This is a genomic window from Deinococcus sp. LM3 (genome assembly GCF_002017875.1).
GTDB lineage: Bacteria > Deinococcota > Deinococci > Deinococcales > Deinococcaceae > Deinococcus.
This window is the reverse complement of the sequence record NZ_MUFV01000001.1, coordinates 313,756-337,493: the sequence shown is the minus strand read 5'-3', so window position 1 is coordinate 337,493 and position 23,738 is coordinate 313,756. Positions and strand designations below refer to the sequence as shown.

Below are 23,738 nucleotides of genomic sequence, written 5' to 3'. Positions count from 1 at the left end.
GTCCGGGGGAAGCCGCCCTGAAGGCCGCGCCCTATACTTCAGGGATGGCTCCACTGCCCCAGCGGCTGCTTTCCAGACTGGACCGGGCCAGCGGCGTGGTGGCCCCGGTGGACGTCGGGGCGAACCAGCCGGCCCTGCGCACCTGGGCGGCCGAGCGCGGCTGGAGTGTGCAGCGCACCCCGCCCGTCCCCGGTCAGCGAGACTGGCTGTGGTGCCCGGAGCGGCGCGGCGAGCTGGGCCAGCTGCCCGCCGACCAGACCGGCGCGCTGATCCTCAGCGGAGCAGACCTGCTGCTCGCTGAGGCCGACTGGAGCGCCGCGCTGCCGCAACTGAGCGCCGGACAGCACGAAGCGACCCTGGCGTACAGCGGCGGCTGGCCGGCCGCGCTGCCACTCGCCGCCCGGCTGCCCGACGACCCGGCCCCCCACCTGCACCCGCTGGCGACCGCGCTGCTCTGGCCGCTGCTGCCGCCCGAACCGCTTCTCGCCAGCGCCGCCCGGCTGGCCGTGTCCACCCTGATCACCCCCGCGACCGCCGCCCGGCTGAACGTGCCGCGCGCCGACCTGGACGCCCTGCACGGCGGCGGCTGGCTGTGGCCGGACCCGCACGGCTGGACCTTCCCGGAACCGCTGCGCCGCTTCCTCGCCCCGCATCCGGACCCGCATGACGCCCGGCAGGCCGCCCAGGCCCTGGCCGACACCCACCCGGACGCCGCGCTCGACACCCTGGCCCACGCGGCGCTGTGGGAGGAGCACCTGACCCTCCTGGCCCGCGTCGCCCGCGCCGGCCAGGGCGAGGCCAGCCTGCGCGCCGCGCTGCGCCGCCTTCCGGAACCCTGGCGGGCCGCGCCCCCGGCCCTGTACCTCGCCGGACTGCTGGCCCGCGCCGCCCACGACCCCCCGCACGCCGAGACGCTGTACACCCGCGCCCTCAGCGGCCCGCTGGACGCCCCACTGCGGGCGACCGTCCACAACGCCCGCGGGGTGGTGCGCGCCCTGCAGGGCGACACCGACGCCGCGCTGCGGGACTTCGGCCGCGCCGCGCAGGGCCAGGGCGTCACGGCCGGCGAGGCCGGGTACAACCGCGCCACGCTGCTCGTGCAACTCGGCCGGCACGCCGAGGCGGAACGCAGCCTGCAGGGCGCCGTCGCCGCCTTCCGCGAGGCGGGCGACCTGACCCGCGAGGCGCAGAGCCTCGAAACCCTCGGCGCGCTGCACTTCGGGCGCGGCCTGCTGCGCGAGGCCCTCGGCCCCTACCGCCGCGCCCTGCTGCTGTTCACGCCGGACCACCCGCACGACGCCGCCCTGACCCACCTGAACCTCGCCGAATGCCACGTGTACCTGGGAGAACTCACGCAGGTCGCCCACCACCTCGACGGGGCTGCCCGACTGCATGAACAGCACCCGTCGGCCCAGACCTTCGGGTGGCTGCGCCGCGTGCAGGCCGTCATGGCCCTCCAGACCGGCGATCCCGCGCAGGCTCTGGCGCTGCTGGGCCACGTCCAGCACGGCGACCGCAGCCTGCAGGCCGAAGCGGCGCTGCTGCGCGCCCGCGCCCACCGCGAACTGGGCCAGCCGGACGCCGCGCAGGCCGCGCTGCGCGGCGCCTCCCCACTGGGCCTGCGCGCCGAACTCGAAGGCGCCCTCCTGAGCGGCGACCTGGACCCGGTCATCACGGCCGCCCGCCACGAGGAGGCGCGACTGGAACTCGTGACCGCCCTGCTCAGCCGCGCCCACCCCGACGACCTGACCGAGGCCCTCGACCTGATCCGCACGCACGGGTACCTGTCGCTGCTCGGCAGCCGCGCCGCCGCGCCCCTCGCCAGCCTCGCGCAGGACCCCGCCACCCGCGCCCTGTTCCCGCTGCGGATCCAGACCCTCGGGCCGCTGCGGTTCACGCACGCCGGCCGGCAGGTGCAGCTCGGGGATTTCCCGACCCGCAAGAGCGCCGCGCTGCTGGTCGCCCTGGCCCTCAGCGACCACCCGCAATCCCGCGAGACGCTCGCCGACCGCTTCTGGCCCGGCGCCAAGAACCCGCTGGCCAGCCTCCAGACGGCCGTGTACCACCTGCGCGCCACCTTCGGCGTGCCGGTCGTCGGCACCGAACGCGGACTGCTGCACCTGCTGTTCCCGGTCATCAGCGACCTGGCCGAACTGCGCCGCGCGCTGCGCAGCCAGGACCTGACCGGACTGGCCGAACTGCTGCGCCCCCTGACCGCCCCGCTGAGCGTCCTGCCGGACCTCCCGGCCGAACTCGGTGAGGAACGCGCCCAGGCCGAGCGGCTGCTGCACGACGCCCTGCGCGTCCACGCCAGCGCCCAGCCGGACAGCGACGTGCGCCGGCGCGACGCCCTGCGAATCCTGATCGCCGCCGACCCGCTCGACACCGACAGCCGCGAGGACCTGATCCGCTGGCACGAACTGCACGGCGAACACGACCTCGCCGAGAGCGAACGCGCCCACCTGCGCGAAACGCGCGCCGCGCTGGGCCTGGACTGACCGCCGTCACCAGTCGCGGCCAGCGCGGGCCGGAGCGGAGTCCGGATCAGCTCTCGGCGGCGTAGGGGAACAGCAGGGTCGCCAGGATCACGGTCCCCAGGTCGAACGCCGCCAGGAAGGTCAGCCACGTGGCGACCTCGGCGCTCCAGCCGTCCGTGAGCAGCAGGGCGGTGGCCTTCACGGTGGCGATCACGGCCGGCACCAGGATCGGGAAGGCCAGGGCGGGCAGCAGCGCCTCGCGGGCGCGCAGGCTGACCGTCACGCTGCCGTAGAAGGTCGTGCCGGCCGCGAACCCCAGGATGCCCAGCGCGGTCGTCAGGACCAGCGCCGCCCAGGGAACGGCGCGCCCGGCGGCCGTGACCGCCTCGGCCGCGCCGAACAGGATCAGGCCGGCCGGCACCGTGAACGCCGCGACCAGCAGCAGGGGCGGCAGCACGCCCAGCAGCTTGCCCAGGTACAGCGCGCCGTGCGGGCCGGGGTACAGCAGCAGCTGTTCCAGCGCGCCCGCCTCCTGCTCCTGCGCGAAGGCCCGCTGCGCGCCCACGGCGGCCGCCAGGGCCAGCGCCGTCCAGATGGCCCCGGCCGCCAGCGCGGCCCCCTGGTCGGGCGTGCGGACCGAGTTGCTCAGCGCCAGCCCCAGCACCATCAGGACCAGCCCCGCGAAGAAGGCCGTGGCGAGCAGCGTGTCGCGGGTGCGGCCCGCCACGCGCAGGTCCTTGCCCGCCACCGCGCGGATGACCGCCCACGCGCCGCTGCGGGGGCCGGGGTTTCGGGGGCCGGGTCGGGACTGGCCGGTCACGCGGACTCCGGCGAGGCCGGCGTGAGCTGCCCGGCGTGCAGCCGCAGGGCGCGCGGCGCGACCTGACGGGCCAGCGCCGGTTCGTGCGCCGCGACGACCAGCGTGCCGCCCCCGGCGCGCAGCTCGCCCAGCAGGTTCAGGACCAGCTGCCGCCCCGCGTCGTCCAGGTTCGCGAACGGTTCGTCGACCAGCGTGACCGGCCGCGCCAGCAGGTGGGCGCGGGCCAGGGCCAGTCGCTTGCGCATCCCGGCCGACAGGAAGCGCGCGCGGCGGGTCGCGGCCCCGTGCAGGTCCACGCGCCGCAGCGCCGCGCCCACGTCACCCGGCTGGCCGTGCATGGTGAGCGCGAACCTCAGGTTCTCCTCGCAGGTCAGGTCCGGGTACAGGCCGCCGTCGACCGGCATCAGGTGCACGTTGTCCCGCACCGAGCGGCTGTCGCGCAGGTCGAAGCCCAGCACCCGCCCCTCGCCACGCGTGGGCCGCAGGCCCGACCCGAGCAGGCGCAGCAGCGTGGTTTTCCCCGCGCCGTTCTCGCCGAGCAGCGTCACGCCCTCACCGGCCGGCACGTCCAGCGTCACGCCGCGCAGGATGACCTCGCGGCCCAGGCGCAGCCACACGCCCCGCAGTTGCAACGCGAACAGATCAGGGGTGGCGGGCGTTCCCGGCGTGCCGGTCATACGGACTCCGATTGAATGGGCTTTACGGCCCGTTCAATCCGAGCGGATGCGAGTGAGAGAGAAACGGGTTCCGGACGTGGAGCCAGCAATCCGGTGACGTTCCGGATTGTTGGCGAAACAGACGGAATCCGTATCACACCTGCAGCCACTCGGGCATCACCTGATAGAAGAACGTCGCCAGCCGCGTGAACTGCCCGGTCAGCATCAGGATGCCTACCGCGACGAGGACCGCGCCGCCCACCCGCTCGAACACGCCGGAGAAACGGTTCAGGCGCCGCAGGTTCAGCCGGTGCCACAGCAGCGCCGCCAGCAGGAACGGCACGGCCAGTCCCAGCGTGTACGCGCCCAGCAGCGCCACCCCGCTGCTCAGACTGGCCGTGCTGGCCGCCAGTCCCAGGATGCTGCCCAGCGCCGGCCCCAGGCACGGCGACCAGCCGAACGCGAACGCCGCGCCCAGCGCGACCGGCCCGTACCCGCCGGCGTCGGCCAGCGCGCGGGTGTCGCGCATCAGCCATGGCAGGCGGATCACGCCCAGCATCACCAGTCCGAAGAACACGATCAGCACGGCCGACACCTGCCCCAGCAGCGCCTTGTGCGGCGCGAGCAGGCTGCCCAGGCTGCTGGCCGTCGCGCCCAGCGCCATGAACACCAGCCCGAACCCCAGGATGAATCCCAGCGCGCGCGGCAGTGGCGCCCGCGCGCCGCCGATCACTCCCAGGTAACTCGGGACCAGCGGCAGCACGCAGGGGCTCAGGAACGACACCAGCCCCGCCAGAAAGGCCACCGCGAACGTCGGAGAGGCAGTCATATGGCCGGCAGTCTAGCCTCCGGCACGCCCGGCGCGGCAGAGGCGCGCGTCCCGCCGACCCTGGACCGTCACTCGAGCTGACCGGCGAAGGTGCCCTCCCAGGCGTTCAGCACCCGGCCGTCCTGCACCAGCAGCACCGCCGGGTATGTCCCGACCCGCAGCGCCCGCGAGAACCGGGTGGCGCCCTCGCCCTGCCACGCCTTCAGGCCGCCCGGCGCGGGGGTGGTCACCCCCTCGGCGTTCACGGCCCGGACCGGCAGACCGCTGCCCAGCAGCGCCGTCCACAGGTCGCCCAGGTCGCCGCAGTCGTGTGTGTACACGACCACCACCTCCCGCCCGGCCGATACCCAGGGGTGCGCGGGCAGCGGCTCGCCCAGTCGCACGCGCGCCCCGGCCAGCGGGGCACCCAGAATCAGCAGCAGGGACAGCAGCGGCGCGCGGCGCAGAATCATGCCGCCCATCATGCCCCGGCCGGCGCGGCCCCGCATGACGCCCGCATGAGGAAGCGGCCACCGGCGACACGCGACGACCCCCAGCCGGTGGCCAGGGGTCGGTCGTGAACCGCTGCGGTGCGGAGAGGTCAGGGCGGAGAGGTCAGGGAGCGGCGGGCGTGGGCGTGGCCGGACCGGGCGTGGTGGGCTCTGGTGTGGCCGGCGCCGGCGTGGTCTGCGGCGCACCTCCCTGACTCTTCGCGGCCTTCAGCGCGTCCGGGTCCGGCGGCTCGTCCTTCAGCGGGGTGGGGGAGGGGTCCGGGGCGTAGGCGGGCAGCGCCCCGATCTCCACGCGGCGCTCCACGATGTTCTCGGGCGGCGTGAACTCGGTCGCCAGGCGGTTGGTGACACGGTCCAGGCTGACCAGCACGGTGCGGGGATCGCTGCCGCCCGGCGTGAAGTCCGACTCGCGGTACTGCACGGGGGCCGGCGCGTCCGCCTGAAGGTCCGTGTTCGCCGCGTCGCGGTAACGGGGGTCCAGGACGGCCAGTTTCACGCCCGGCAGGTACTGCTGGTCCGGGGCGTCCACGTACTGGATGCCCGGCGGTTCACTGAACTGCCGCAGCGGCTGCCCGGCGTGCGCGAGTTCCATCATGCGCCGCCAGATCGGGGCGCTCACGTAGCCCGAGTAGTAGTAGACGGGCATCTCGCCGCCCTGCTGCCGGCCCACCCACACGGACCCGGTGTACAGCGGCGTGGTGCCCACGAACCAGAAGTCCTTGGGGCCGTTACTCGTGCCGGTCTTCCCGGCGACCGGCCAGTCGCCGAAGCGGGCGCGGGTGGCCAGTCCGCCCTGGTTTTCGTTCAGGTCGTTCACGACGCCGCGGATCATGTCCAGACCCAGCCACGCCACCTGCGGCGTCCAGGCGCGCACGGGCCGCACGGCCTCGCTGGCGGCGTCGTACAGGATCTCGCCGCGCGCGGTCGTGACCTTGCTGAGGTACCGGGGCGCGCGGTACAGGCCGCCGTTCACGAACGGCGCGTACGCCGCCGCCATCCGGATCGGCGTGGTTTCCACGGCGCCCAGCGCGGCGGCCAGTCCGGTGCCGTCGTTCGTCTGCAGGCCCACCTCGCGCAGCTTCCCGAAGAAGGTCTGCAGGCCGATCCGGTCGGCCAGCCGCACGGTCACGAGGTTCAGCGAGCGGTCCAGCGCCTCGCGGATCGTCATGTCGCGGTACGTGGTGGCTCCCTCGAAGTTCTGCGGGGAGTACACGCCGTCGCGGCAGCCGGTGCAGGGGTAACTGACGGGCCGGTCCTCCTCGCGGTGCGACTGGTCCAGCCCGGTGGACAGCGCCGTGGTGTACAGCAGCGGCTTGATGGTCGACCCGATCTGCCGCTGGCCCTGCGCGGCGTTGTTCCAGGCGGCCGGGGGTTCGCTGCCGCGCAGTTTCTGCCCGATCATACCGACGACCTCACCGGTGTAGGGATCGAGGATCGTGGCGGCCAGCGTCGCGCCCGGCGGCAGGCCTCCCGCCTCGCGGCTGGCGGTCTCCACGGCGTTCTGCACGCGCGGGTCCAGCGTGGTGTACACGCGCAGGCCGCCCGAGCCGTACACCTTCTCCCGCCCGAAGCGGCGGATCAGTTCGTTCTCGACCTGCCCCATGAAGTGCGGCGCGCGGGTAGAGGTCACGGCCTTCAGTTCCTTCTGGGTGCGGTCCACCAGCCGGGCGCTCGTGATGTCCCCGGCGGCGTTGTAGGTGACCTTCCAGCCGCGCGGCTGCAGGTTCTCCTTCCAGGCGGCGTCCATCTGCGCCTGCGTGATCCAGCGGTCCTCGACCATGCGGCTCAGCAGGACGCGCATCAGCGGACGCATCTCCTTGTAGTTGAAGTACCGCCCGGCGCTGGGGACCAGCACGGTCAGGTACGCGCTCTGCGCCAGCGTCAGGTTCTTCGGGGTGGTCCGGAAGTACGCCTGCGCCGCCGAGTAGATGCCGTACAGCTCGACCGGGCCGCCGTCCCCCCAGTAGATGGCGTTCAGGTAGTTCTGGAGGATCTCTTCCTTGGTGAACGACCGCTCGACCTGCACGCTCAGGATCCACTCCTTGAACTTGCGGTCCGGGGCGCGCGACTGCTGGTACTCCTCGAGCAGCAGGGTGTTCTTGATCAGCTGGTTGGTCAGGGTGCTGCCGCCCTGCACGGAATCCCCGCGCGCGACCCGCTGGAACTGCCGGCCCAGGCCGTAGGGGTCCAGGCCGTAGTGCTCGAAGAAGCGGCGGTCCTCGTTACTGACCAGCGCCGCGACCATGAACGGACTGATCTCGTTCAGGTTCACGATGGTGCGGCTGATCGCCTGCTCGCCCACCTTGGGAATCAGGCTGCCCAACGGCGTGTTGTCACGCGCGTAGATTTTCGTCTCGGCCCCCAGGGACCGGGTCAGGTTGTCCAGTTCGCGGTAGTCGGGCAGTTCCCGGCCCCACTTGATCGCGAAGGTGGCCGCCACTCCCACCCCGGCCACCAGCGCGGCCAGCAGGAACGACGTCAGGAATTTCAGGAAACGGCCGATGAAGATCATACGGACCCCGGTCGTGCGGCGCGCTTCAACGGCGGCGCGCCTCGATCAGCTGATTGACGCGGCCGCGCAGGTTCTTGCCGGACAGCGGCTTGTACACGATGTCGTCCGCGCCGACCAGCTTGGCGTGGTCACGGGTCTGATCGTCGTCGAAGCCGGTCAGCAGCAGGACCGGCGTGTCCCGCAGCCGCTTGATGCGTTTGACGCGCGAGCAGATCTCGAATCCGTCCATGTGCGGCATCTTCACGTCCAGCAGCATCGCGTCCGGAGTGTGTTCACGCAGGTAATCCAGCGCCGATTTGCCATCAGAAACAGCCACGATGTCGTGCCCGTCCGCCGACAGAATGACCTCCAGCATGGTCCGGATGGCCGGTTCGTCGTCTGCGACGAGAATGGTATACGCCATGCGGCCCATGATAGTGCAGCGGCCATGAAAAGTCCCACACCCACCGGCCGCTCGCCCGGACCGCCCCCGCACGGCGTTCCTCGGCCGATCCGGGGGCGGCGTTCCTCAGCCGATCTGCGTGCGGCGCAGGTCCGCGAGGTGAACGTCGTTGCGGCCCTTTTCCTTGACGGTGTACATGGCCGAGTCCGCCCGGCCCAGCACCCGCTCCGGATCCTCGCCCGGCGTGGCGGTCGCCACCCCGAAACACGCGGTCACGCCACTGACCTTCCCATGCCGCTGGTGGCGCAGTTCCAGTCGCAACGCGTCCAGCATGCCGCGCACCTGCCGGTCACTCTGCTCGGGCAGGATCAGCAGGAACTCCTCGCCGCCCCAGCGGGTCGCCACGCCACCCGGCGGCAGGTGCCCCAGCGTCGCCTGCGCCACGCCCTTGAGCACCAGGTCGCCGGCCGCGTGACCGTGCATGTCGTTCACGCGCTTGAAGTGATCGAGGTCGAACAGTACCAGCGTGTACGGCTGCCCCGCCCGCGTCAGTTCCGCCAGCCGCTCCTCGGCGGCGCGGCGGTTCCCGATGCCGGTCAGGGTGTCGGTGTGTGCCGCCGCGTGCGACGCCAGCAGCTGCATGCGGTGCACGCCCAGCGTGGCCTGCATGACGGTCATGACCGTGCCCATCAGCAGGAACTGCACCGACGCGCCGGTCAGGTGCGTGCGGGTCAGCGGCGAGACCGTGAAGGTCAGGTGATACGCGCAGATCACCGACGACAGCGCCAGCAGCCCGGACGCCAGCCACGTCGCCTGCCGGGGCGGGAACACCAGGAAGGCCGCCGCGTACAGCACCGCGAACCAGTAGGTGTTCTCCATCAGGGTCCAGTTGGTGCGCGGCATCACGCCGAACTGATGGTTCAGCGCCAGCAGCACGTACACGGCCGCCCCCACGAACGCGCCGGTCACGGCCGCCTGAAGCGTGATGCGCTGCGCCGAGAGCAGCAGTTGCAGCCCGATCAGGTTCAGGCTGAGCAGCGGCAGCGCCCAGCGGTCCAGCGGATCGAGGTCCGGGTACTGTGCCAGCAGCGCCGCCCCGCAGGCCGCGCAGGCCAGCCACACCAGCAGCGTGAACATCCTCCGCTGCCCGGCATGCCAGGAGGCCGGTTCAGGCAGCACTTCGGGAGCGGAACGGAAAAAATGCAGGGTACGCAAGGGGTCTCCGTGGCAACACAGACGAACAGGTGGACATCCACGTGCCGGACGGCACACCAGCAGCTCAGGCGTGGCGGGCGCGGGCAGGAACCGGGAAGAGACGGACTGAAGACGGACTGAAGGTAAGGTGCGGGCGCAGGGACGGTGAACCGGGAAACTGTGGGCTGAGTCGCCTGAATTCTACCGGATCGTGCCCCCGGCTGCGGGGGGGCGCAGCTCGTGATGCACCCGGCAGCGCGCCTCGTAGCTTTCCAGCGCGCCGACCAGCACCACCGGGTCGTCCGCGCGGGCCGGCTGACCGCCGATCAGGCGCTGCGAGCGGGTGGCGGGCGCGCCGCAGACCGTGCAGATGGCCGTCAGTTTCTCCACGCTCTCGGCGCGGGCCAGCAGGTCCGGCATGAACCCGAACGGCTCGGCCCGGAAATCCAGGTCCAGTCCCGCCAGGATGACCCGCACGCCCGCGTCCGCGAGTTCCAGCACCAGCGGCACCAGATCCGGGTCCATGAACTGCACCTCGTCGATGCCGACCACGTCCGGCAGGTCTGCCGCGCCCGAGGGCAGCAGCGTCCCCTCGCCGCTCAGGTGCGCGCGGATGTCGGCCGCGCCGCGCACCGCCACCGCGTGAACGCTGCGGCCCGCGTGGCTGGCCACGGCCGACTCGTGGTACCGGTCGTCCAGGGCGGGCTTGAACACCTGCACGTTCTGCCGCGCGATCACCGCGCGGGTCAGGCGGCGGATCAGTTCCTCGCTCTTGCCGCTGAACATCGGGCCGACGATGACCTCCAGGTGACCGCCGTGGTAGGGGGACTTCAACACACGCGCGAGCATACCGCAGTCCGGCCCGCCGCCCCACAGCCCGCCGCCTCCCGGCCCGCAGGCCGCGCCGCTGCAGAAGAGCAAAAACCCCCGTCCACTGGGAACGGGGGCGAGCAGACCGGGAAAGGGTCTTACTTCTTCTTGAGGCGGTAGCTGTCGCCGAAGCGCTTGTTGAACTTGTCGACGCGGCCCTCGGTGTCGACGAAACGCTCCTCGCCGGTCCAGAAGGGGTGCACGCCGCTCCAGACGTCCACATGGATCTCGGGTTTGGTGCTCAGGGTCTCCATGACGACCTTGCCCTGGTAGATGATCTTGGTGGGAACGGCTTTCGGGTGGATGTCTTTCTTCATATGCGCCTCCTCCGCCACGTCTGCCACCACCGGGGTGGGTGTGCGTAGCGGGCAACCCTGGCAGTATACATGCCCGCGCCCCGGCTGAACAGTGCCGTGCCCGCCTGCACTCAGGACATGGGCGGCACCAGCGGCGGCAGGTGCTCCGCGCCGGGCCAGCCGCGCTCCCAGCCGGGCCAGGAGTGCCCCAGGCGCAGGTCCGGGCGCAACCCGGCCGGGACGGTCAGGCCGCGCGCCCCGATCAGCGCGCCCACCACGCAGGCGACCGTGTCGCTGTCGTCGCCCAGCAGCGCCGCCGGTTCCACGCACGCCAGCCAGTCCGCGCCGCGCGCATGCACCAGCGCGGCCTCCAGGGTGTCCAGCACGAACCCGCTCTGCGAACTCAGCTTCCCGGCCAGCCCCTGCCGGACCCGCGAGCGCACCTGCGCGCGCGCCTCCCGGTCCCGCTCGCGGAACGCGCGGTGCGCCGCCTGCGTCTCCAGCCCCAGCACCCCGGCCCCGACCAGCGCGGCGCGGGCGTCCAGGCCCTCCATGACCCGCAGGCCCGCCGCGGCCGCGTCCGGCAGGTCCTGACCGGCCGCCAGCGCCTCCAGGCAGCCGGTCAGGAACACCGAGGCGTGCACGCAGCGCGGGTCGGCGTGCGTCAGGGCCGTCACGACCGCCGCCTCTGTCGCCAGTGCCTCTCCCCGGAACCCGGCGATCCACACCGCCGCCACGCGCATCAACCCGCCGTTCCCGGCGCCGTCCAGGCCGCCCTGCTGCCACGCCAGCGCGCCCCCGTCCAGCCGCCGCGGGTCGTGGGCCGTGACCCGCAGCGCCAGGCGGGTCAGGTTCCCCACGTCCGGCGGGGCCGCCGACAGCCAGTCCCGCAGCGCCGCCAGCACCGCCCGGTGGCGGGACTCCGCGTCGGCCGGGCCGGCCTGCCGGTAGCCGAGCAGCGTGGCGACCGTCATCTGACTGTCGTCCGTCGCCTCGCCCGGCGCGAAGCCGAACACGCTGCCGGGCTGGTAGGTCAGGATCCGCTCGCCGTACTGCGCGCGGATCGCGGCCGGGGACTTGAACTCGGTCGCGGCGCCCAGCGCGTCGGCGGCGCACAGCGACAGCAGCGCCTCGGTGCGGCGGTCGGCTCCGGTGCGGCGGTCGGGGCCGGGCGCGGCCGGAACACGGGAAGGCGGGTCGGTCATGCCGTGATCCTGACACGGCGCCGCCCGCCGCCGCGCCGCAGGTCGCGCCCGACCACCGCTGGGGGGGGAGGGGAACCCGGGCGGGCCGGAGCGCGCTAGACTGAAGCGCATATGGTGCGTGGCGACCTGAACGTGTTCCCCTTCCTGTCCGTGATGCAGATGTTCCTGACCAGCGGACGCTCCGGACGGCTGAGCATCGACCACGTGCGCGGCGGGCAGCTGTGGATCGACCGGGGCGAGATCATTCACGCCGAGGTGGGCCGCCTGCGCGGCGACCCGGCCCTGCAACTCCTGTCCAGCCTGGACGGCGGGACCTTCACCTTCGAAGCCGACCAGCACCCCGCGCAGCGCACCCTGAGCCTGCGGCGCGACTCCGCGCTGCGGCGCATGCTCGAAGACAGCGAGGCCTGGACGCCACTGCTGCGCGCCTTCCCCGACTGGAACCAGCGCCTGCGGTTCACAGCCCGCTGGAACGAGGCGCAGCCCGTCACCCGCCCCCAGTACCGCATGCTGCACCTGATTTCCGACAGCACCAGCGTCCGCGCGCTGCTGGAACGCACCCAGGAACCGCCGCGCACCGCGCTGGACACCCTGCGACCCTTCCTGCTGGCGGGCCTGATCGAACTGGTCTGACCGGACCGATCCGAACGCCCGCCCGGCACCGCCACCAAAAGTGACTTCCGGTCAGGCATGATGGAAGGCGCAGCGGAGGACCCATGAGCGCGATCACGCGAACGAACAACAGAGGCACCACCCCCGACAGCGACACCGGACGGGACGCCCAGCCGCGCCATGAACAGCGCCACGACCCGGCGGCCCGCAGCGCCGCCACCCTCCCCACCCACCCCAGCTGGCGCTTTCAGGACCGCTTCGAACTGTGGGCCGACTGGCTCGAACGCGACTCCGGCGGCCACTGGAAACCCCACCAGAGCGTCCTGCAACGCAGCTTCCGCACCCGCGAGGACACCCTGCTGCACGCCGAACGCTTCATCAGCCGCGGTGACTTTCCCATGAGCGGCGGCAGCGCCACGCCCGTCACGCTGCTGCGCAACCGCCGCGACGCGCTCCTGGCCGCCTTCCGCGAGGCCGAAGGTGACGGCGTCACCCTGATCCGCGAGGTGATCTTCCCGGTCGGCGAGTACGCCCTGAGCCTGAAAGTCACCCGCGAACGCCTCGCCGACCCCATCCGTGCCACCTTCGGCAGCGCCGCCAACCCCCTGCGCAGCCTCGCCGGGCAACCCGTGAAACTCACGGTCCTGATCGAACACCCCTACGACGTCCTCGAACGCGCCAGCGGCCACCTCGACCTGGGCGACCGGGCCGCGCAGGTCGGCGCGCACACCCAGGAATTCGCGCCCGGCACGCCCGTCACGGGCGTACCGTACCGCCACGCGACCGTCAGCGTCCCGCGCGGCCTGCTGAAAAAACCCCTGCTGTACCGCTACGAGGTCGTGGAACCCGGCCCCGAAGACACCCAGGCCCCCACCGGCCCCTGAGCGTCAGGCGCGCAGTTCACCCAGCGCCCCCAGCGGCACCGACCCCCGGTACAGCACGTGCGGCACGTCCATCCACAGGATCAGCGGCGCGCCGGCCGGCAGAGCGTGCAGGCGCGCCAGCGTCCCGGCCGGGGGCACACGGACGGCCCGCAGCGTCCGGGTGTCCAGGGGCCGCTCGTCGGCCGGGTCGTGTTCCGGTTTCACCCCTCCCGGCCAGGGCCGGGGCAGATGCACGCAGGCCCGCGCCGGGTCCAGATCGGCCGCGTTCAGCGTCCAGAACCGCACGGGCGGCACCTCGCGTCCAGTGGCCCGCACGGCGTCCAGCAGTGGCCCCGGATGCACCGGGGAGAAGAACAGAACGTCGTTCCACAGGCAGTCCAGCCGCTCCACCCGCTCCTGCATCAGGGCCTCTCGGCCCACGTACTTGGCCGCCTCACGGGCGTACACGTCCGGGTGAAGCTCCCGCAGGACATTCAGGGGCTGCAGGGAGTCGCCGCGCACGTCCCGCACCGCCCGGTGGTACAGCGTGAACGGGCGCAGGGCCTCAGGGTCACTCGATTCCGGCATCGACCCATCATGCGGCTCAGCTGTCCCGGTGACCATGCGCCCTCTGGCAGATGCGCCGCCCCCCCGCCCGCCCTATACTGCGGGAGCAGTGACCGGGAAGAGTACCCGCGGAACGCGCCCACAGGAAGCCCGCCCCGAGACTGAGAGGGCGGCGCGGGAGGCACCCGGCGAACGTCGCCCGCGAGCAGGTCGGCAGAAATTCCCCACGCCGGGGGAGAGTAGATCCGTCCGGGTGCGCCCGACACAGCGCGAAGAGCGCCCCGCCCGCAGCGGGGAACAGCGGTGGTACCGCGGGACAGTCACTTGACGTCTCGTCCGCAGGAGGCCTGTTCAGCAGAGGCCCGGCGGACGGGACGTTTTTCTGATTCCCGCCGCCTCGTTCCCACCGGAGGTGCGTTCTCGTATGGTCACGTTCTACCCAACCCAGCCAGAAGCCCGCGCCGACGCCGCCGCGCGCGGCCTGCGCGAGAAGGTCGTGTGCTTCGTAATGCGCGGCGCGGCCCACCCGGAACTGCTGGTGTTCGATCACGTCCCGGACGACAGCGGCGTGCAACTCCCGGCAGGCGGCGTGGAACCCGGCGAGACGCCAGAGCAGGCCGCCCTGCGTGAACTGCGCGAAGAGTCCGGCCTGAACCTCACCGGCCCGGAGTTCCTGACCTCGTACCTGTGGGAGGCGCGACTGCCGCAGCGGTTCACGCGGCAGGTCTGCCACGCGTACGCCCTGACCGCGCCCACTGGCACGCCGGATACCTGGGATCACCTCGCCGAGGGCCGGTCACCTTCCGGTTCCGCTGGGCCTCCCTGCACGCGCCCGCGCTGGACTGGGAGATGGACGCCGCCCTGCCGTGGGCGCACGCGGCCCTGCGCCCCGCCCCATCGTCTGCCCCCCCGGATGGCGCGGAATCTGTCATCCTACCGAATTGACTGCCGACTGGCGCCCGACCTGCCGCCCCTGACCGCCCCCCGTTTCAAGGAGATCCGAGCATGACTGACCACACCCCCGATACCACCCCCGACCTGGACACCACCCCGGATCAGACGCCCGAGAACGACGCCGGTACGCTGGCGAAGGCCTTCGATCCGCAGGCCATCGAGCCCGCCTGGGCCGCCAAGTGGCGCAGCGAACCGTTCCGCGCGGACGCGACGAGCGGTAAGCCGCCGTTTACCATCGTGATCCCGCCGCCCAACGTGACGGGCAACCTGCACTTGGGGCACGCGCTGGACAACACGCTGATCGACACGCTGATCCGCTTCAAGCGCATGGCGGGGTTCGAGGCGCTGTACCTGCCGGGCATGGATCACGCGGGCATCAGCACGCAGGTGGTCGTGGAGCGGCAACTGCGCGATCAGGGCGTGAGCCGTCACGACCTGGGCCGCGAGGAGTTCCTGAAGCGCGTCTGGGACTGGAAGGCCGAGTCCGGCGGGATGATCCTGAACCAGCTCTCGCGCCTGGGTGTCAGTGCCGACTGGACCCGCGAGCGGTTCACCATGGACGAGGGCCTGAGCCGCGCCGTGCGCCACCAGTTCGTGCGGCTGTACCACGACGGCCTCGCGTACCGGGGCGAGCGGATCGTGAACTGGGACGTGGCGGCGCAGACGACGCTCTCGGAACTGGAAATCGACCGTGAGGTCCGCAAGGGCAAGATGACGACCCTGTCGTACAAACTGCGCGACCCACAGGCAGCGGCCAGCAACGGCGAGGCCGGCGAGATCCGCATCGCGACCGTGCGGCCCGAGACGATCTTCGCGGATCAGGCGATCGCCGTTCACCCCACCGACCCCCGGTTCGCGCATCTGGTGGGGCAGGAGGCCCGCATTCCCCTGACGGACCGCTGGGTGCCGATCATCGCCGACGAGGCCGTCGAGATGGAGTTTGGGGTGGGCGCGCTGAAGATCACGCCCGCGCACGACCCCACCGACTTCGAGGTCGGGGAACGCCACGGTCTGGCGCGGCCCAGCGTGATCGACCTGCATGGCAACCTGACGTCCGACGACCTCGTGCCCGAAGCCTTCCGGGGCCTGGAACGCTTCGCGGCCCGCAAGGCGGTCGTGAAGGCCCTCACCGAGAGCGGCGACCTGATCGAGGAGAAGGACCACGACACCGCCATCGGCCTGAGCGAACGCACCAAGGTGCCGGTCGAACCGATCATCAGCGAGCAGTGGTACGTGAAGACCAAACCCTTCGCCGAGCAGGTCCTGGCCGGACTGGAAAACGGCGACATGACGCTGGTTCCCGACCGCTACGGCAAGGTCAACCGCGACTGGCTGGAGAACATCCGTGACTGGAACATCAGCCGCCAGCTGTGGTGGGGTCACCAGATTCCCGCGTGGTACGACGAGGACGGCAACATCTACGTGCCGGACCCCGAGAACCCCGACCTGGACTGCGACCAGGACCCCCGCTACGCGCACCTGAACCTGCGCCGCGACCCCGACGTGTTCGACACGTGGTTCTCCAGCAACCTCTGGCCGTTCAGCACCCTCGGCTGGCCCGACACGGACAGCGAGGACTTCCGCAAGTTCTACCCCACCCAGGTCCTCGTGACCGGCTACGACATCCTGTTCTTCTGGGTGGCCCGCATGCAGATGGCCGCCTACGGCCTGACCGGACAGGCCCCCTTCGGCACGGTCATGCTGCACGGCCTGTACCTGGACGCCAAGGGCCAGAAGATGTCCAAGAGCAAGGGCAACGGCATCGACCCCCTGAACCTGTTCGATCAGTACGGCGTGGACGCCAGCCGCTTCGCCTTCGCGTACCTCTCGACCGGCGGGCAGGACATCCGCCACGACCCGCGCCGCTTCGAGCAGGGCCGCAACTTCGCGAACAAACTCTGGAACGCCGCCCGCTTCGCCCTGCTGCGCCTCGGCGAAGCCCTCCCCAACCTGGAAACCAGCGGCGCCGAGGGCGACACCGACCTGATCCGCTACGTGCAGAGCGCCCTGGACGACACGGCAGGCGAACCGGTCCGCAGCCGCGACGCCCTGAGCATGCTGCGCGCCCGGACGGACCTGAGCCTCGCCGACCGCTGGATCCTGTCCCGCCTGAACGCCGTGACCGCCGAGGCGACCGCGCAACTGAACGCCTTCGACATCGGCGCGGCCACCCGCACGCTGTACTCGTTCACCTGGGACGAATTCTGCGACTGGTACATCGAGGCCGCCAAACCCGCTTTGAGTGAAGGCAAACTGTCCACGCTGGTCACCCTGAAAGCCACGCTGGAGCACATCCTGAAGATGCTGCACCCCATCATGCCGTTCATCACCAGCGAACTGTACGCCGCGCTCGGCCACCGCCGCCAGCTGGCCGTGCACACCTGGCCGGAACCCGACGCCGCCCTGCACGACGCCGAAGCCACCCGCGCCTTCGACGCCCTGCGCGCCGCCGTCGCCGCCGCCCGCAACCTCAAGAACGAACTCGGCATGGCCCCCCAGGAACGCCTGAACATGGCCGTCGAGGGCGACCTGGCCCCCACCGTGCTGGAAAACGCCCGCGTGGTCGAGAGCATCGCCCGCGTCACCCTGACCACCCTGGAAGGCCGCACCCTGAGCGCCGTCGAGCAGGGCGTCACCCTGCGCGCCCCGCTGGAAGGCACCGTGGACATCGCCGACTGGCTGGGCAAACAGAAAAAACGCCTCGCGGAACTCGACAAGCAGATCGGGCAGGCGCAGAACAAACTCGGGAACGCCGGCTTCGTCGCCCGCGCCCCCGCCGAGGTCATCGAGGAAGAACGGCGCCGCGTGACCGACTTCAGCGCGCAGAAAGAGCGTCTGGAAGCCGTGCTGGCGCAGTTCCAGTAACCCCAAGGAGAGAAGGCCGGACCCTGCACCGGGGGTCTGGCCTTCCTGCTTGCCGTGACTCGGCGTGACTTCAGGTCAGGCGCGGCTCCAGGCGGCGGCCTGCGCCAGCGCGTGCACGGCGGCGTCCACGTCCTGCTCGGTGGTGGCCGCCCCGAAGGAGAAGCGCAGGGTGGCGCGGGCGTCAGCGTCGTTCAGGCCCACGGCGGTCAGGACGTGGCTGGGCTGCATGGTCCCGGCGCTGCATGCGCTCCCGGCGCTGGCGGCCACGCCCAGCATGTCGAGGTTCATCAGCAGGGCCTCGCCGTCCGCGCCGGGCAGGGTGACGCTGGCGACCTTGGGGCTGCCGTGCGGCGGGTGGTTCAGGCGCAGGTCCGGGATGGCCTGCGCGCCCGCCTCGAACCGGGCGCGCAGGGCGCTCAGGTGGGCGTGCGTGGTTTCGCGCGCCTGCTCGGCGTGGGTGAGGGCCACCCCGGCCGCGTACACCCCGGCGGTGTCCTGCGTGCCGGGGCGGGTGCCGCCCTCCTGCCCGCCGCCGAGCGTGACGGCGTTCAGGTGCGTGCCGCGCTGCACGTACAGGAAGCCCACGCCGCGCGGCCCGCCCCACTTGTGCGCGCTGAACGTGGCGAACGTGACGCCCCAGGTGCCCAGGTCTACCGGCAGGACGCCCGGGGCCTGCACGGCGTCCGTGTGGTACGGCACGCCCCGCGCGGCGGCCAGCGCGGCCAGGGCGGGGGTGTCCTGCACACTGCCGAGTTCGTTGTTGGCGTGGTGAATGGACACCAGCGCCGTGTCGCCCCGCAGCGCGCCCGCCAGTTCGGCCGGGTCGTACTGCCCGTGCCGGTCGGGGGTCAGGAACGTGACCTGCCAGCCCTGTGCGGCCAGGGCGCGTGCCGGGGCCAGCACCGCCGAGTGCTCGGTGGGGGTGGTGATCAGGTGACCGGGGCGGCCGTGCGCGTCCTGCCACGCGCGGGTCACGCTCAGCAGCACGTGGTTGTCGCCCTCGGTGCCGCCGCTGTTGGCGATCAGGGTGCGCGGATCGGTGTGCAGCGCGGCGGCCACGCGGGCGCGCCCTTCCTCCAGGCGTTCGCGGGCGGCCTGCCCGGCGGCGTGCACGCTGGCCGGGTTGCCGGGCAGGGCCGCCGCCTGCGCGTACGCGGCGAGCGCCTCGGGCGTCATGGGGTGCGTGGCGGCGTAATCGAGGTAGATCATCTCCGGTCAGCGTGTCACGCGGTTCAGGGCGTGACCGTGGCGTAATCCACGCCGTCACGGCGGATGATGAACACCGCGTCGCCGCGCACGGGAATGTCACCGGACGCCCGCTGGTTGGCCAGGGTGTCGGCGGGAGCGGCCGACCGGACCACCCGTTCGCCGTCGGCGTCCCGGACCAGGATGGCGTAGTTGCCGTCCGGCAGGTCGGCGGGGAACACGTACTCGAAAGTCACGGTGCGCGTGGCCGCGTTGCTGGGCGGAATTTCCGGTGTGGCCGGTGCTTCCGGAAGGGCGGGCACGCTGTCCGGCGTGACCGGCGTGCTGTCCGGCGTGGGGGCGGTCGGTTCGGGCGTGACCGGCTCGGCCGGCGCTTCCGGCTCTACCGGGACGGGCGGCACGTACGCGGGCGGCAGCGGCAGGTCCCCGGCGGGACGGCTGGGCGCGCTGTACCGCGCGGACGCGATCGTCAGTTTCACGGGGCTGCCCACGGTCACGCGCACGTACGGCGCGGGCGTCTGTTCCAGGACGCTGTTCTCGGCCTTGTCGCTGGGCTGGCGTTCCACCGACGTCACGACCAGTCCGGCGGCGCGGGCGTGGGCGCGCGCCTGCTCGTACGTCAGGCCGGTCAGGTTCGGCAGCCACGTTTCCTTGCCGCTGACGCCCGTGCTGATCAGCAGCTGCACGGCCTGACCACGCTGCGCGCTCGATCCGGCCTCGGGCAGTTGCGCGATCACGCGGCCCTCGGCGGTGTTCGACAGCGTGCCGTCCACTTTCAGGACCTTGCCGATCAGCATGTTGCGGTCTTTCAGGGCGTCGCGCGCCTGATCGAGGTTCATCTCCTCGAGGCGCGGCACCTCGATGGCCGGGGGGTTGTTCACGGTCAGGGTCACGAGGCGCCCCATCGGGAGTTTCGTGCCGCCCGCCGGGTCCTGCCGGATGATGCTGCCGATGGCCCGCCCGCCTGCCTGTCCCTGCGTGTACTCCACGCGGAACCCCGCGTCGGTCAGGGCGCGTGCGGCGACCTTGGCTTCCTGCCCGGTCACGCTGACCACATCCCGCACCGGGGGGTTCAGGTAGATGTTGACCGCCTGCGAGCCCAGGTACACCGCCCCGCCCAGCAGCAGCAGGCCCGGCACGAAGGTCAGCCACGCGCCCGGCTCCCGGCGGCGGCGCACCCGGCCCTTCTGGAGGGGAGCGAGGGTCTGCGCGTTGCGGGCCGCGATGTCCTCCGGGGTGCGCGGCGCGTTCAGTGGCGTCAGGTACGCGATCTGCGCGGTCTGATCCTCGACCACGATTTCCGCGTCTGCCAGGGCGTAGCCCTGCCCGGCCAGTCGCGCGGCGAGGGCCTGCACGGCGTCCACGGTCTCCTGCGGGCGGACCTTCTGCTCCAGCGCGGCCGCGAGCGGCTGCCCACCCACGGGTTTCCACACGGCGTAGTACGCGCCGGGCCGGGCGACCACGTCGGTCAGACCGGCGGGTTCCAGGGCGCGCAGCGCCGTGCGGTACGCGTGGAACACCTGCCGGTCGGCGGGAGTGGACACGGCAAACCACGCGACGTGCCGCGTGACACCCTCGGCCGCGCGCACCTCGGAGAGGGTCACCATGCCCCCTGCCGAGAGTTCACGAAGAACCTCGTACTTGCCGTCGATGATCCTGACCCTGCCCTCCTGACCCGTCATGCGCTGCCCAGCATAGCGCGGCCACGTGGGAACGCGGCGTCGCGCCCACCCAGACGACCGGGCCGGGGCGACCCCCACCTGAACGCCCCCTGACTGCCGCGGCTCTACAGGCCGGCCAGCCGCGCCGCCCAGTACGCTGCGAAGCCGCCCAGAATGCCCAGCGCGAGGTTGCGGCTGCGCCACATCAGCAGCCCGCCCGCCAGCGCCCCCACGATCCGCCGCGCCCACTCGGGGCTGCCCAGCACGTCCGGCACGACCAGCGCCGCGAACACGCTGACCGGCACGAAGCGCAGGAACGCCAGCCAGAACGGCGGCAGGTTCAGGCGGCCCAGGCTCAGGCCCAGCAGCCGCGCCGGGTACGTGACCGCCCACATCAGCACGATGACCAGCCAGCCGCTCACGCGTCCCCCGAACGCGCGGCGCGGCGGGTGGTGATCCACGCGCCCAGCAGCGCCCCGCCCACCCCGGCCAGCAGGATCACCAGTCCGCCCGGCAGCACCCGCCCCAGCCCCCACGCCCCGAGGCCCGACACCAGCGCCACCAGCAGCGTCACGCGGTCCACGAGCAGCGGCACCAGCAACCCCAGGAACGCCAGCGGGAAGATCACGCCCACCCCCAGCGCCTGCGGGTCCGGCAGCGCGGCGCCCGCCAGCGACCCCAGCAGCGTCGAGGCGTTCCACACGGCGTACAGACTGAGTTCCGCGCCCAGCAGGAACGCGACACTCAGGCCGCCCGGATCACGCGGCCCCGCCACGACCGTCACGCCGTACGCCTCGTCCGTCAGGAACTGCGCCGCCAGCAGGCGCTGGCCCCACGGCAGCGGGAGTGTGCGCGACAGGCTCAGGCCGTACAGCACGTGCCGGGCATTCAGCAGGAACGTGGTCGCCACCAGCCCCAGCGCACCCGCCACGGTCGGCAGGCCGCCGCCCACGAACTGCCCGGCCGCCGCGAACTGACTGGCCCCGGCGAACACGGTCAGGCTCATCAGTTGCGTCTCCCAGATGCTCAGGCCCCCGGCCCGCGCGGTCACGGCGTACGCGGCGGCAAACGGCACCATGCCCGGCCACAGCGGCAGCAGCGCCCGGAAGCCCCGCCAGAACGCCGGCCGGAACGTGGAACCAGGGGAGTGGGGGGCCGTCATCGCCGCGCAGTCTGGCACAGCGCCGCCCGGCCCGGAGTCCGTATTATCGGATTCCGTTTGTTTCGCCGACAATCCGGAACTTCACCGGATTGTCGGTTCCACGTCCGGAACCCGTTTTGCTCCCACTCGCTTCGCTCGGATTGAATGGGCTTTGCAGCCCATTCAATCGGAGTCCGTATTACTGGCCGGGCGTGGCGGGCCGGACCCGGCCGGCCTGCAGGTCGGCGCGGTAGTTCGCCAGTTCGCGTTTCACGACCGGAATCAGCAGGTACAGCCCGATGATGTTCGGGATGCTCATGGTGAACAGCATCGCGTCACTGAAGTCGATCACGGCGCCCAGGTCCATGCTTGCGCCGATCACGATGAACAGCAGGAACACGCCCTTGAAGACGTTCGTGACGAGTTCGTTCGGCCCGAACAGGTACCGCACGGCGCGGGTGCCGTAGTAGGCGTAACTGATCATGGTGGAGTACGCGAACATCAGGACCGCCAGCGTCAGCAGCCAGCTGAACCACGGTGCCACGGTTCGGAAGGCGGTGTCCGTGATGCCCACGCCGTCCAGGCCAGACACCGTGTAAGAGCCGGTCACGACGATGGCGAGGGCGGTCATGGTGCAGATGACGACCGTGTCGATGAACGGTTCGAGCAGGCCCACGAAACCTTCCGTGACGGGCCGCTGCGTCTTGACCGGACTGTGGGCGATGGACGCCGTGCCGATCCCGGCCTCGTTGCTGAACGTGGCACGCCGGATGCCCTGGATCATCACGCCGATCACGCCGCCCGCCACGCCCTGCGGCGAGAACGCCCCCTGCACGATGGCCGCGAGCGCTCCCGGAATGGCGCTGGCGTTCAGGATCAGGATCACGGTCACGGACCCTACGTACAGGACCGCCATGAGCGGCACGAGTTTCCCCGTGACGTTCGCGATCGAGCGGATGCCGCCCAGGATGACCGCGCCCACCAGCGCCGCCAGGACCAGACCGGCCATCCAGCCGTTGCCGGCCAGCGGGCTGGTCGCGCCGCCCGTGGCGTTCACGAGCTGCTGGAACGCCTGGTTGCTCTGGAACATGTTCCCGCCGCCCAGACTGGCGAACACCATGCACACCGCGAACACCGACGCCATGACGCGGCCCAGGCGGGCGCGGCCCAGTTCGGCCAGACCGTCGCGCAGGTAGAACATCGGGCCGCCGTCCACGCGGCCGTCCGGCTGGATCTGGCGGTACTTCACGCCCAGCGTGCACTCCACGAACTTGGTACTCATGCCCAGCAGGCCGGCCAGGATCATCCAGAAGGTCGCGCCCGGCCCGCCCAGGCTGATGGCGACCGCCACGCCCGCGATGTTCCCCAGCCCGACCGTGCCGGACACCGCCGTGGACAGCGCCTGAAAGTGAGTGATGGTGCCGGGCGTGTCGGCGGTGGGCGTGTCGAATCGCCCCCGGACGATCTGGATGGCGTGCCAGAACCCGGTCAGGTTCACGAAGCGGAACGCGACCGTACACACGATCGCCGCCACCAGCAGCCACACCACGATCAACGGCACCGGCACGCCGCCCACCGGCAGGCTCGCGAACACCACGCCGCTCAGGAAGGAACTGACCGGGGCCACCACTGCATTGATGCGGTCGTCGAAGCTGACCGGGTCGGTCGTGGGGCGGAGGCCAGGGCCGCGCTGGACAGGGCAGCGCCGGACAGGAACGGCAGGAAGGCCGCCCGGCGTCCGGCGGACGGGAAGAGGGTTGCGCTCATGTCCTCTCACCCTAAACAGACACGCGGTTCCAACATGAAAATCAGCTGAAGTGCGCGTCATCTGACCGCCGGGGCGGATGCCGTTTGCGCCGTGCCGGAGGTCACCGGGCCGGGTCAGCCCAACATGAAGGCCGCCGATCATACAGACTCCAGCCGTTTCGTTGACCACCCGGAACGGTGCCGGGTTCCCAACTCCACTCCCGAAGCCCGCCTTGCTCCCACTCTGCAGGGCAGCTCTACGAGGCGCATCCGCTCGGACCCAGCGGCTCTGCAGGCCATTCAATCGGAGTCCGTAGCAGACCGGGCGGGCACTCCGGCTTGACCCTCCCGTCACGTCAGGGCCTACTCTGGCCTTCAGGGGGGACGGATC

Annotated in this window: 21 protein-coding genes; 5 read left to right on the top strand and 16 right to left on the bottom strand. The window is 71.8% G+C overall.

Annotation, left to right across the window (positions count from 1 at the left end):
- Positions 1–44 precede the first annotated feature (44 nt).
- Positions 45–2,498 (top strand): tetratricopeptide repeat protein, encoded by a 2,454-nt coding sequence (locus BXU09_RS01520; RefSeq protein ID WP_144011923.1) that lies wholly within the window; start codon positions 45–47, stop codon positions 2,496–2,498.
- A gap of 46 nt (positions 2,499–2,544) precedes the next feature.
- Here BXU09_RS01520 and BXU09_RS01515 read toward each other — a convergent pair whose 3' ends face one another.
- From BXU09_RS01515 to BXU09_RS01470, 10 genes are all read right to left on the bottom strand, one after another.
- Entirely contained in the window at positions 2,545–3,234 is a 690-nt protein-coding gene (locus BXU09_RS01515; protein ID WP_221590026.1) for a heme exporter protein CcmB, read from the bottom strand.
- 59 nt (positions 3,235–3,293) lie between these two features.
- Entirely contained in the window at positions 3,294–3,974 is a 681-nt protein-coding gene (locus BXU09_RS01510) for an ATP-binding cassette domain-containing protein (protein ID WP_078300123.1), read from the bottom strand.
- A gap of 133 nt (positions 3,975–4,107) precedes the next feature.
- The gene (locus tag BXU09_RS01505) at positions 4,108–4,782 is read right to left on the bottom strand and encodes a cytochrome c biogenesis CcdA family protein (RefSeq protein WP_078300122.1); all 675 of its coding nucleotides are present in this window, start codon (positions 4,780–4,782) and stop codon (positions 4,108–4,110) included.
- 68 nt (positions 4,783–4,850) lie between these two features.
- The gene (locus BXU09_RS01500; protein WP_240500910.1) at positions 4,851–5,270 is read right to left on the bottom strand and encodes a penicillin-binding protein; all 420 of its coding nucleotides are present in this window, start codon (positions 5,268–5,270) and stop codon (positions 4,851–4,853) included.
- Between the two features lie 106 nt (positions 5,271–5,376).
- Positions 5,377–7,785: a transglycosylase domain-containing protein gene (locus tag BXU09_RS01495; protein ID WP_078300120.1), complete on the bottom strand. Its 2,409-nt coding sequence runs from the start codon at positions 7,783–7,785 to the stop codon at positions 5,377–5,379.
- Between the two features lie 25 nt (positions 7,786–7,810).
- Positions 7,811–8,197: a response regulator gene (locus tag BXU09_RS01490; RefSeq protein ID WP_055362428.1), complete on the bottom strand. Its 387-nt coding sequence runs from the start codon at positions 8,195–8,197 to the stop codon at positions 7,811–7,813.
- A gap of 96 nt (positions 8,198–8,293) precedes the next feature.
- Positions 8,294–9,304 carry a GGDEF domain-containing protein gene (locus tag BXU09_RS01485; protein WP_078300118.1) on the bottom strand — a complete coding sequence of 337 codons (1,011 nt, stop codon included), beginning with the start codon at positions 9,302–9,304 and terminating at the stop codon, positions 8,294–8,296.
- A gap of 258 nt (positions 9,305–9,562) precedes the next feature.
- Positions 9,563–10,198, bottom strand: a complete 636-nt coding sequence (locus BXU09_RS01480; protein WP_078304546.1) for a thymidine kinase — start codon at positions 10,196–10,198, stop codon at positions 9,563–9,565.
- 131 nt (positions 10,199–10,329) lie between these two features.
- A complete protein-coding gene (gene rpmE, locus BXU09_RS01475) occupies positions 10,330–10,548 on the bottom strand; it encodes a 50S ribosomal protein L31 (RefSeq protein ID WP_078300117.1) in 219 nt (72 codons plus the stop codon).
- 110 nt (positions 10,549–10,658) lie between these two features.
- Positions 10,659–11,732, bottom strand: a complete 1,074-nt coding sequence (locus tag BXU09_RS01470; protein ID WP_078300116.1) for an ADP-ribosylglycohydrolase family protein — start codon at positions 11,730–11,732, stop codon at positions 10,659–10,661.
- A gap of 111 nt (positions 11,733–11,843) precedes the next feature.
- Between BXU09_RS01470 and BXU09_RS01465 the strand changes: the two genes are divergently transcribed.
- Both BXU09_RS01465 and BXU09_RS01460 read left to right on the top strand, forming a co-directional pair.
- A complete protein-coding gene (locus tag BXU09_RS01465) occupies positions 11,844–12,365 on the top strand; it encodes a DUF4388 domain-containing protein (RefSeq protein WP_055363133.1) in 522 nt (173 codons plus the stop codon).
- 83 nt (positions 12,366–12,448) lie between these two features.
- Positions 12,449–13,228: a hypothetical protein gene (locus BXU09_RS01460; RefSeq protein WP_240500907.1), complete on the top strand. Its 780-nt coding sequence runs from the start codon at positions 12,449–12,451 to the stop codon at positions 13,226–13,228.
- 3 nt (positions 13,229–13,231) lie between these two features.
- On the opposite strand, the gene BXU09_RS01455 is transcribed toward BXU09_RS01460, so the two are convergent.
- Complete coding sequence (locus BXU09_RS01455; RefSeq protein WP_078300114.1) at positions 13,232–13,795, bottom strand: hypothetical protein; 564 nt, start codon at positions 13,793–13,795, stop codon at positions 13,232–13,234.
- A 403-nt stretch (positions 13,796–14,198) separates the two neighbouring features.
- Here BXU09_RS01455 and BXU09_RS01450 point away from each other — a divergent pair, with 403 nt between their 5' ends.
- A complete protein-coding gene (locus tag BXU09_RS01450; protein WP_240500905.1) occupies positions 14,199–14,783 on the top strand; it encodes an NUDIX domain-containing protein in 585 nt (194 codons plus the stop codon).
- A complete protein-coding gene (locus tag BXU09_RS01445; RefSeq protein ID WP_078300112.1) occupies positions 14,780–17,593 on the top strand; it encodes a valine--tRNA ligase in 2,814 nt (937 codons plus the stop codon). Before BXU09_RS01450 ends, BXU09_RS01445 begins: the two co-directional genes overlap by 4 nt.
- 75 nt (positions 17,594–17,668) lie before the next feature.
- Here the strand turns inward: BXU09_RS01445 and BXU09_RS01440 are convergent, their stop codons facing one another.
- The 5 genes from BXU09_RS01440 to BXU09_RS01420 all read right to left on the bottom strand — a co-directional run bounded on the left by BXU09_RS01440 (position 17,669) and on the right by BXU09_RS01420 (position 23,231).
- Positions 17,669–18,802, bottom strand: a complete 1,134-nt coding sequence (locus tag BXU09_RS01440) for a cysteine desulfurase family protein (protein WP_078300110.1) — start codon at positions 18,800–18,802, stop codon at positions 17,669–17,671.
- Positions 18,803–18,825: 23 nt separating this feature from the next.
- Complete coding sequence (locus BXU09_RS01435) at positions 18,826–20,481, bottom strand: PASTA domain-containing protein (protein ID WP_078300103.1); 1,656 nt, start codon at positions 20,479–20,481, stop codon at positions 18,826–18,828.
- A 104-nt stretch (positions 20,482–20,585) separates the two neighbouring features.
- The gene (locus BXU09_RS01430; protein WP_078304542.1) at positions 20,586–20,882 is read right to left on the bottom strand and encodes an AzlD domain-containing protein; all 297 of its coding nucleotides are present in this window, start codon (positions 20,880–20,882) and stop codon (positions 20,586–20,588) included.
- Positions 20,879–21,622, bottom strand: coding sequence for an AzlC family ABC transporter permease (locus tag BXU09_RS01425; RefSeq protein WP_078300087.1), 744 nt, complete (start codon positions 21,620–21,622; stop codon positions 20,879–20,881). Before BXU09_RS01425 ends, BXU09_RS01430 begins: the two co-directional genes overlap by 4 nt.
- A gap of 178 nt (positions 21,623–21,800) precedes the next feature.
- The gene (locus BXU09_RS01420) at positions 21,801–23,231 is read right to left on the bottom strand and encodes an alanine/glycine:cation symporter family protein (protein ID WP_205684129.1); all 1,431 of its coding nucleotides are present in this window, start codon (positions 23,229–23,231) and stop codon (positions 21,801–21,803) included.
- Positions 23,232–23,738 lie beyond the last annotated feature (507 nt).